This window comes from Vibrio sp. G-C-1 (assembly GCF_021728015.1).
Lineage (GTDB): Bacteria > Pseudomonadota > Gammaproteobacteria > Enterobacterales > Vibrionaceae > Vibrio > Vibrio splendidus.
Map to the genome: position 1 here is coordinate 36,757 of NZ_JAKKCR010000022.1, position 9,293 is coordinate 46,049.

Annotated in this window: 8 protein-coding genes and 1 riboswitch; of the genes, 2 read left to right on the top strand and 6 right to left on the bottom strand. The window is 45.1% G+C overall.

Annotated features, from left to right (window positions below):
• Nucleotides 1–65 precede the first annotated feature (65 nt).
• Nucleotides 66–1,409, bottom strand: coding sequence for a metalloprotease PmbA (gene pmbA, locus L3V36_RS22660; RefSeq protein WP_102447246.1), 1,344 nt, complete (start codon nucleotides 1,407–1,409; stop codon nucleotides 66–68).
• Nucleotides 1,410–1,527: 118 nt separating this feature from the next.
• Here pmbA and yjgA point away from each other — a divergent pair, with 118 nt between their 5' ends.
• Entirely contained in the window at nucleotides 1,528–2,052 is a 525-nt protein-coding gene (gene yjgA, locus L3V36_RS22665) for a ribosome biogenesis factor YjgA (RefSeq protein WP_017083748.1), read from the top strand.
• Between the two features lie 108 nt (nucleotides 2,053–2,160).
• On the opposite strand, the gene thiQ is transcribed toward yjgA, so the two are convergent.
• The 5 genes from thiQ to mpl form a co-directional block, all read right to left on the bottom strand.
• Nucleotides 2,161–2,865 (bottom strand): thiamine ABC transporter ATP-binding protein, encoded by a 705-nt coding sequence (gene thiQ, locus L3V36_RS22670; RefSeq protein ID WP_020477151.1) that lies wholly within the window; start codon nucleotides 2,863–2,865, stop codon nucleotides 2,161–2,163.
• Complete coding sequence (thiP, locus tag L3V36_RS22675) at nucleotides 2,865–4,478, bottom strand: thiamine/thiamine pyrophosphate ABC transporter permease ThiP (protein ID WP_181360104.1); 1,614 nt, start codon at nucleotides 4,476–4,478, stop codon at nucleotides 2,865–2,867. The genes thiQ and thiP overlap by 1 nt, the downstream gene beginning before the upstream one ends.
• Before the next feature lie 124 nt (nucleotides 4,479–4,602).
• Complete coding sequence (gene thiB, locus L3V36_RS22680; RefSeq protein WP_102447247.1) at nucleotides 4,603–5,595, bottom strand: thiamine ABC transporter substrate binding subunit; 993 nt, start codon at nucleotides 5,593–5,595, stop codon at nucleotides 4,603–4,605.
• 53 nt (nucleotides 5,596–5,648) lie between these two features.
• A riboswitch (TPP riboswitch) is annotated at nucleotides 5,649–5,768 on the bottom strand.
• Between the two features lie 43 nt (nucleotides 5,769–5,811).
• Nucleotides 5,812–6,435 carry a flavin prenyltransferase UbiX gene (locus L3V36_RS22685; RefSeq protein WP_004735291.1) on the bottom strand — a complete coding sequence of 208 codons (624 nt, stop codon included), beginning with the start codon at nucleotides 6,433–6,435 and terminating at the stop codon, nucleotides 5,812–5,814.
• A gap of 38 nt (nucleotides 6,436–6,473) precedes the next feature.
• The gene (mpl, locus tag L3V36_RS22690) at nucleotides 6,474–7,832 is read right to left on the bottom strand and encodes a UDP-N-acetylmuramate:L-alanyl-gamma-D-glutamyl-meso-diaminopimelate ligase (protein ID WP_004735290.1); all 1,359 of its coding nucleotides are present in this window, start codon (nucleotides 7,830–7,832) and stop codon (nucleotides 6,474–6,476) included.
• A gap of 270 nt (nucleotides 7,833–8,102) precedes the next feature.
• On the opposite strand from mpl, the gene fbp reads away from it, so the two are divergent.
• Complete coding sequence (gene fbp / locus L3V36_RS22695; RefSeq protein ID WP_004735289.1) at nucleotides 8,103–9,113, top strand: class 1 fructose-bisphosphatase; 1,011 nt, start codon at nucleotides 8,103–8,105, stop codon at nucleotides 9,111–9,113.
• Nucleotides 9,114–9,293 lie beyond the last annotated feature (180 nt).

A 9,293-nucleotide genomic window follows, 5' to 3' on the forward strand; every position in this document is an offset into this window, starting at 1 on the left:
TTTAATAGGTCAGATTTACGCTTCAGGTTTGAGCTTCAGGTTTAAACTAAAGCAAATTAAGCAAATTACTCACCCGCGACTTTCATCGATTCAAGCAAGATAGAACCGGTTTGAATTTGTGAACGAGTTTCAACGTCGTTACCTACCGCTACAATCTGAGTGAACATATCTTTTAGATTGCCCGCGATCGTCACTTCCGATACTGGGTATTGGATCTCTCCATTCTCAACCCAGAAACCTGCAGCACCACGAGAATAATCACCTGTCACGGTATTAACGCCTTGACCCATCACTTCAGTCACAAGGAAGCCTGTGCCTAACTCTTTTAGCATCTGCTCAAAGTTTTGACCGGTCGATTTAACGAACCAGTTATGAATACCACCCGCATGACCTGTTGGTGTCATATCCATTTTACGTGCGGCGTAGCTCGTTAGCAGGTAAGTTGCTAACACACCATCGGTGATGATTTCACGATCTTGAGTGTAAACACCTTCGCTATCGAATGGGCTTGAAGCCAAACCACGTAAGATATGCGGACGCTCAGAGATATTGAACCAATCTGGCAAGATTTTCTGACCTAGATGATCCAGTAAGAACGAAGACTTACGGTAAAGATTACCACCGCTAATTGCCATCACAAGGTGGCCAATTAGACCTGTAGCGACATCGTTCGCGAACATAATTGGATATTGGCCTGTTGGTAGCTTTTTAGCATCCAAACGGCTGATGGTTTTTTCTGCCGCTTCTTGACCAACACGCTCAGGCGCCCATAGCTCATCACGATGACGTGCAACGGTATAGCTGTAGTCACGTTCCATTTCACCATTAGAGCCTTGTCCAATCACACAGCAGCTCGTGCTATGGCGGCTTGAGGCGTAGCTTGCTAGTAAGCCATGGCTGTTACCATAAACCTTAACACCATAGTGACTGTCGTAGCTTGCACCATCACTTTGTTTGATCTTGTCGCTATAAGCTAGCGCTTGCTTCTCAGCAGCAATCGCAATCTCAGCGGCATAGTCAGGGTTTGGTTCATCAGGGTGGAAAAGATCCAAATCTGGAATTTCTTTTACCATGTATTCTTTTGCGGCAGGACCTGCAAATGGGTCTTCAGAAGTGTACTGAGCGATATCAAGCGCAGCTGCGACTGTTTGAGCAATTGCCTTTTCACTCAGATCAGATGTAGATGCGCTGCCTTTTTTCTGGCCGCGGTAAACAGTAATACCTAGAGCACCATCACTATTAAATTCAACGTTTTCCACTTCACACATACGTGTTGAAACACTTAAACCCGTTGACTTAGTAATAGCGACCTCAGCTGCGTCTGCACTCACTGATGCCATATCCAACGCTTTAGCTACTGCGGCTTCTAGCTCAACTCTTTGCTGGGCGACTTGCTGTTTTACATCCATATCTATTCTAATTTTTTAGGTCAATATTACGTAGGATAACAAGAATTTCGCTTTCTCCCCAAGATTCTTGCTAAAATAGGCAATATATTCGTTTGAGATAGTGACATAGGCAGAAAAGATGGCTCGCAAAAACCAAAAAGCCCCATGGGAACCAGAAGAAGAAATCATCTGGGTAAGTAAGACAGAAATGAAAACGGACATGGATGCCCTGCAAAAGCTGGGAGAAGAGCTTGTTGAACTTAAGCCTTCTATTCTTGATAAGTTCCCTTTGTCTGAAGACCTGGCACAAGCGATTAAAGATGCACAACGCTTTAAAAATGAAGCAAAGCGCCGTCAGCTTCAATACATTGGTAAAGTAATGCGCAATGTAGATCCAGAGCCAATTCAAGCGGCTTTAGATAAAATTCGCAACAAACACTCTCAAGCAACAGTTGAACTACACAAACTAGAACAACTGCGTGACCGCGTTGTTGCAGAAGGCGATGCTGCCATTTCTGACGTTATGGAAATGTACCCTGAAGCAGACCGTCAACGTCTTCGTCAGCTAGCTCGCCAAGCTAACAAAGAGAAATCAGCGAACAAACCAGCGAAGTCTTCTCGCGAGATCTTCCAAATCTTAAAAGAGCTAAAGCAAGGCGACTAATCTTCGTCTCCCTTTACTCAGAAAGATAATAAAAGACCTAGCACATGCTAGGTCTTTTTGTTTTCGACTTACTCAATATCAAAAGCCATCAAGACCAATACTCAGTCGTCACTCACCCGCTTTAACAAACGAGCTTAATTCTTGCTGTGGATGAGTAGCGGTCAGTACCTCTATCGAGTCTTCAACCAACACCTTACCTAGCGCCACAAAAATAAACTTATTCGCGATACTGCGTGCATCACCTAAATGGTGAGTCACCATCAATACCGTAATATTTCGTTCTGCCGCTAATCGCTTCACTAAGCTAAGCATCTCCTCGCGCAGCAAAGGATCAAGCGCAGAGAAAGGTTCATCAAGCAACCAGATATCATGAGGCTGAACAAAACAGCGGGCTAACGCGACACGCTGGCGCTGGCCACCCGATAAATGCTCAGGCAATCTATCTAAATACTCTGCAACACCTACTTGTGCGGCTGCTTGCTCAACTTTGAGCTTTTGGGTTGCCGTAAGCTTTAATCCTGGATGCAGCCCTAAACCAATATTTTCACGTACGGTGAGATGGGCAAAAAGATTGTGTTCTTGGAACAACATCGCCAATGGGCGTTGGTGCGCTTCTTTACCAATAAGCGATTGTCCTGCCACTGAGATCTCACCCGATGTAGGCTCTATGAATCCCGCGACTAGCGCCAACAACGTTGATTTACCAGCGCCACTCGGCCCCATCAACGCGACAATGTCGCCCTGCTCAGCTTGGAAATCAAAGCGAAACAACTCTCGGTGATAGTGGTAGTCCACCTCTTTCATCACTAACATCATCGGTTCCTTAACTCTTTAGCATTAGGGTTTGAACTTCGAGTAAATAAAAATTCTATTAAGCTAAAACTGCCCACACTCAGCAGCAGTAAACTCACAGAAACCACCGCGGCAGCTTCCATTTGATAGCTGCCTAACAATTGGAATAGATACAAAGGCAGCGTTCTAAAATCTTGGCTACCAAACAAGGCAATGGCACTCAAGTCCCCCATCGCCAGCATAAAGCTAATAGAGAAGGCTTGCGCCATTGGTTTACGTAGTGCGCGCCACTCCACCAGCCTAAAACGTGTGAAACCTGTCATTCCCAAGCTTGCACACACGTATTGATACTGTTGAGATAAATGCAACATAGGTTGGGCTAAGGTTTTAATCACATAAGGCAGTGCCATTAAGCTATTCACGGCAATCACAATAAAGAAAGCTAAGCTAAATACATCGGTAAATGAACGCAGTAATAAGAAGAGTCCCGTACTGATCACTAACCCTGGTGTCACTAAGATAATGGTACCAATCAGCTCGATTTTATCGGCTCTAAAGTTCTTATTCTGCAAACGCCATGCACGACTGGTCAGCAGTATCGCAATACCAATACCGACAGCAATAACACTTGCTAAGGACGCAACTTTAACTGAGGTCATTAACGCAGCCCAAAACGGTTCGCTGCTGAGCACAATCAGTGCTTGTGAGTTAATACCACTGACGATAACCATGGCTAATGGCGGCAATACCAGCATTGAGACTACTATGATCCAAAAGCTATCCCAAGCTTTTGACCACCAGCAGTCCTTAACCAAATATTTCTCTTCCGACAACTGACTGGCCGTCACTGAAATAGGTTTCGACAGGCGCTGAATACTCACCGCGAGCACACCACACAGCAACATTTGCCATATCGCGAGCAAGGCACCAGCCTGTAAGTCAAAGTCGAATTTAATCGCTTGATAAATAGCCAGTTCGATAGTGGTCGACTTCGGGCCTCCACCTAGCGCCATCACGGTAGCAAAGCTGGTGAAGCACAGCATGAAGACTAAGCCACATACATGAGGCAGTTGCTGTCTTAAACGAGGCCATTCAACCCATTTAAATTTATTCCAATGACTCATACCCAAATGAGCACACAGCTTATGTTGTTCGGCAGGCACGGTATCTAAAGCTTGTAAAAGTAAACGACTGGCATAGGGCAGATTAAAGAAGACATGTGCGAGCAAAATGCCATTCAATCCATAGATGGAGAATGGTAATTCAATATCGAAGTTCGCCAGAAATTTAGCTAACCAACCACTGTTGCCATAAATTGCAAGTAAACCAAACACACCGACTAACACAGGCAGAACCAAGGTCGACGCGAACAGCCTCAACAACAGAGCTCGCCCAAAAAATTGCCTGCGACACAAAGCATGAGCAATAGGTATAGCAAAGCCAACACTCAGCACAGTTGAGAGTGTCGCTTGATAAAAACTGAATTTCGTTACATGCCAATAGTACGGGTCGGACCATACTTGGCTGATATCAAGAGAAGGGGCATTGCTAAGCAATGCCCCAACTGCTGAAACCACAAAGGCGGTAATGAGTATCGCAACCCAGATCCCGACCTTAGGTGTTTTCTTTATCATAAATTGATTTTTTACCGTAAGTGGTTCACTCAGTTAATATCGAACGAAACTTTAAATACAGAAAGTTAGAAAGCTGAATTTTAGGAAACTCATCTTTAGAAAGTTAAGCTAGAGAGCTAATCTTTTAAAAAGTAAGTGCACTCTGCCATTCACGAATCCAAGGCTTACGCTTAGCAGCGATTTCTTCAGGCGTAAAGCTCAGAGCTTTCTGCGGTACTGTTAACTGCTCAAACCCTTTTGGTAGCTCGATATCCGTCACTGGGTACATCCAGTTGCCCGTTGGCATCGCCGATTGGAATTCATCACTTAAGATAAACGCCATAAACTCATCGGCAAGCTTTTCATTTTTGCTGCCTTTAACTTTAGCGGCTACTTCCACTTGAGTGTAATGACCTTCTTCGAAGCTTGCAGCTGCGTACTTAGAATCACTTTCTGCAATGATGTGGTAAGCCGGAGAAGTCGTGTAAGACAAGACTAAGTCCGACTCGCCTTCTAGGAACATAGAGTAAGCCTCAGACCAACCTTTAGTCACAGTAACCGTTTTCTGAGCGAGCTTCTTCCACGCGTCTGTCGCTTCATCACCGTATACTGACTTCATCCATAGCATCATGCCTTGACCCGGCGTTGATGTACGTGGGTCTTGGTAGATAACCTTAAGGTCGTCACGCTGCTCAACCAGTTCTTTCAAGCTCTTAGGTGGGTTTGCTAGTTTCTCTTTGTTATAGATAAACGCAAAGTAGCCAAAGTCATAAGGGACAAAAGTACTGTCACTCCAACCATTAGGAAGCGTTACTGATGACGTATCAACACTGTGCTTAGCTAATAAGCCCGTCGCTTTCGCTTCAGCCATCAGATTGTTATCTAGGCCTAACACGATATCAGCTTTGCTGTTCCCACCTTCAAGACGCAAGCGGTTCAGAATAGATACGCCATCTTCTAGCGCGACAAAGTTCACATCGCAGCCACACTTTTCTTCAAATGCTTTTTCAACGGCAGGACGAGGTCCCCAATCCGCAGCAAAAGAGTCATAGGTATAAACCGTTAGGGTATTGTCTGCAGCAAAGGCAGAAAAAGAGATGGCTGTAGTAACAGCAAGAGTTGTTAATGTGAATTTCACTGGACGCTCTCCATGGTCTGAGCGGCACAGGTTTGAGGGAGGAGAACGGTAGAAGTTGTTCCTAACTCAATTCCTACGCCAGCATTATCTGGTTCAGGTTTACGGGTCCCAAGCACTCGCTTGATCTCAGCTCGCATTCATTATTTGAATGGTTCGCTCCCCGATGAGTGTTCAGAATTGTAATTCGAATTTTAACAATAAGCTATCAAGTTTGGATCAATTACGTTGATCGTACCCCCAACGTGGCACTAAACCTTGCTCGATGCCAAGATGATCCAAAATGCGCGCCACCATAAAATCGACCAGATCTTCAATCGACTGAGGTTGATGATAAAAACCCGGAGCGGCAGGCATGATCGTCACGCCCATAGTCGATAGCTTATGCATGTTCTCTAAGTGCAGCGTCGAGAATGGCGTCTCACGAACCACCAACAACAGTTGGCCTCGTTCTTTCATGACCACATCTGCAGCACGCTCAATCAGATTATCTGACAGGCCATGAGCAATTGAAGCCAAGCTTCCCGCTGAACATGGGCAAACGACCATCTGCTTCGGCGCTGCAGAACCAGAGGCAACCGGTGAGAACCAATCATCTTTGCCACACACCACTAGCTTTTCTGGGTCGCAGCCTAAATGCTTAACCAAAGCTTGTTTCGCGGCATCGGGCCCTGCAGGTAACTTAAGTTCATGCTCGGTCGCCAACACCACTCGCGCAGCCGACGATATCAGTAAATAGACCTGATAATCCGCCGCCAAAAGGCATTCAAGTAAACGCAGGCCATAAGGCGCACCTGATGCGCCAGTGAAAGCGAGGGTTATAGCTTTATCGTGTTTTGTCATGTTCTCAATTACTTCAAAATATAAGGTCGTGGATGCCGTTAGCCTTTGAGTGCCAACGCATCCAACAATTTCTGGTGAATACCACCAAAGCCACCATTACTCATTACTAAGATTTGGTCGCCCGCTTGTGCCTCTGAGACAATTCTAGCAACGAATGCATCCATGTCATCACTTACATGTGCGGGTTGATGGCACGCATCGGCAACATCTTGTACAGACCAATCAATATTATCCGGTTGGAATAAGTAGGTAGAATCCGCCTGTTTGAGCGAATCAGCCAAGGTTTCTTTATGCACACCACGCTTCATGGTGGCAGAACGAGGCTCTAAAACAGCAATGATTTTTTTCGTATCGACCTTATTACGTAAGCCACCCAGAGTAAGTTCAATCGCTGTAGGATGATGAGCAAAATCGTCATAGACAGAAACACCTGCCACTTCGCCTTTAAACTCTAAGCGACGCTTGGTATTAATGAAAGTCGCCAGTGATTCACATCCTAAGTCGGGTGTCACACCGACATGTCTTGCCGCCGCAATCGCCATCAAGGCATTACTTACGTTATGATCGCCAACCAAATCCCAGTCTACGGTTCCAACACATTCGTCTTGGAAATAGACCTCAAATTTGGAGCCATCTTTAACCAGTTTCTTGGCATCCCAATCACCAAGTTCGCCGCTCGATTCAGTCTCACTCCAACACCCACGAGATAGAACATCTTCAATAGCCGTATCTTGCTTCGGTGAGAAAATACGACCATTACTTGGCACAGTGCGAACCAAATGATGGAACTGTCGCTTGATCGCTTCAAGATCGTCAAAGATGTCCGCATGATCGAACTCTAGGTTATTCATCACCAAGGTTCTTGGGTGGTAATGAACGAACTTAGATCGTTTATCGAAAAAGGCACTATCGTATTCGTCGGCTTCAACCACGAAGAACATGCTTTCACCAAGGCGAGCAGAGATACCAAAGTTACCCAACACACCGCCAACTAAGAAGCCCGGTGCATAGCCACAGTCTTCCAAGATCCAAGCCAACATGCTTGATGTAGTGGTCTTGCCATGCGTTCCCGAGACCGCTAGAACCCAACGGTCATGCAGCAGAAATTCTTGCAACCATTGCGGGCCTGATGTGTATCTAAGGTTATTATCCAATACATACTCAACACACGGGTTACCACGACTCATCGCATTACCGATAACCACGAGATCAGGCCTTGGCTCTAATTGACTAGGGTCGAACCCTTCAATAATTTCAATCCCTTGCGATTCCAACAAAGTGCTCATTGGAGGGTAAACATTCGCGTCACTACCCGTAACCTTGTGACCTAATTGACGAGCCAATACCGCGGCACCACCCATGAAGGTGCCACAAATTCCTAAGATGTGAATATGCATATATTGCTTCCAAACGCTTGGCTAAATGAGCCATGTCTAAATCAAACTACTTGCACTCATTATCATTAAATGGCGATTAAAAGCGAGCAGCAATGCAAAACAAATTTAGTCGACATAGTAAGTGAGATCTGTGTCGCTTAGTTCATTACCATTAAAAAGATCTAACCTTTAGAATTTAGGTAAGCGTCTAGATGAATAAAGCCCACTCAAGAGGCCTAATCTACAGTGCTCAAATCCCCCCTAATATTGAGAGAAGTTTAAGGAAATAACATGTCTGAGATGCGCACCCTTGGTGAGTTCATTGTTGCAAAACAAAGTGACTTTCCCCATGCAAGTGGTGATCTATCATCCCTTTTGTCATCAATTCGTCTTGCTGCGAAAATTGTTAACCGTGAAATCAACAAAGCAGGTCTTGTCGACATTACTGGCGCTGTTGGTACAGACAACGTTCAAGGTGAAGAGCAACAAAAGCTAGACCTTTACGCGAACGACAAATTTAAAGCGGCTCTAGAAGCTCGTGACCAAGTTTGTGGCGTTGCAAGTGAAGAAGAAGACGAAGCTGTTGCCTTCAATAAAGAGCTCAACAAAAACGCAAAATACGTTGTTCTGATGGATCCACTTGATGGTTCTTCAAACATCGATGTGAATGTATCGGTTGGTACGATTTTCTCTATCTACCGCCGAGTGTCACCGATTGGTACCCCACCAACACAAGAAGATTTCCTACAACCTGGACACAAACAAGTCGCAGCTGGTTACGTAATTTACGGTTCTTCAACCATGCTTGTTTACACAACAGGCGCTGGCGTCAATGGTTTCACCTACGACCCATCACTGGGTACCTTCTGTCTATCTCATGAAAACATGATGATCCCTGATGAAGGTAAGATCTACTCGATCAACGAAGGTAACTACTTCCGCTTCCCTACCGGTGTTAAAAAGTACATCAAGTACTGCCAAGAAGATGAGCCAAGTGATAACCGCCCTTACACTTCTCGTTACATTGGTTCTCTAGTATCAGATTTCCACCGTAACCTGCTGAAAGGCGGCATCTACTTATACCCAAGCACACAAAGCCACCCTCAAGGTAAACTGCGTTTGCTTTACGAGTGCAACCCAATTGCTTTCCTTATGGAACAAGCGGGTGGTATCGCTTCAGACGGTGCTCAACGTATCATGGACATCAAACCAACTGAGTTACACCAACGTGTACCTTTCTTTGTTGGCTCAACAGACATGGTTCGCAAAGTAGAAGAGTTTCTTGAGCTTAACCGAGACTAATTCTCTCGTTTATTTCTCAAAATAACGTCATTAAAAAAGCCAGCATTTATATGCTAATGCCGTTCGGATAAGCATTATTGCTTGAACCTGAACGGATATTTGGCTGGGACAAAGAGGACTGAACGTGGAAACGTTCGGTCCTTTCTTTTATCTGGAAGAATGAAGTGACTCAAACTGTCT

What these genes read in the sequence shown, in the direction of transcription:
- pmbA (WP_102447246.1), bottom strand. Translation starts at nt 1,409, where the DNA reads ATGGATGTAAAACAGCAAGTCGCCCAGCAAAGAGTTGAGCTAGAAGCC.
- yjgA (WP_017083748.1), top strand. Translation starts at nt 1,528, where the DNA reads ATGGCTCGCAAAAACCAAAAAGCCCCATGGGAACCAGAAGAAGAAATC.
- thiQ (WP_020477151.1), bottom strand. Translation starts at nt 2,865, where the DNA reads ATGTTAGTGATGAAAGAGGTGGACTACCACTATCACCGAGAGTTGTTT.
- thiP (WP_181360104.1), bottom strand. Translation starts at nt 4,478, where the DNA reads ATGATAAAGAAAACACCTAAGGTCGGGATCTGGGTTGCGATACTCATT.
- L3V36_RS22685 (WP_004735291.1), bottom strand. Translation starts at nt 6,435, where the DNA reads ATGACAAAACACGATAAAGCTATAACCCTCGCTTTCACTGGCGCATCA.
- mpl (WP_004735290.1), bottom strand. Translation starts at nt 7,832, where the DNA reads ATGCATATTCACATCTTAGGAATTTGTGGCACCTTCATGGGTGGTGCC.
- fbp (WP_004735289.1), top strand. Translation starts at nt 8,103, where the DNA reads ATGTCTGAGATGCGCACCCTTGGTGAGTTCATTGTTGCAAAACAAAGT.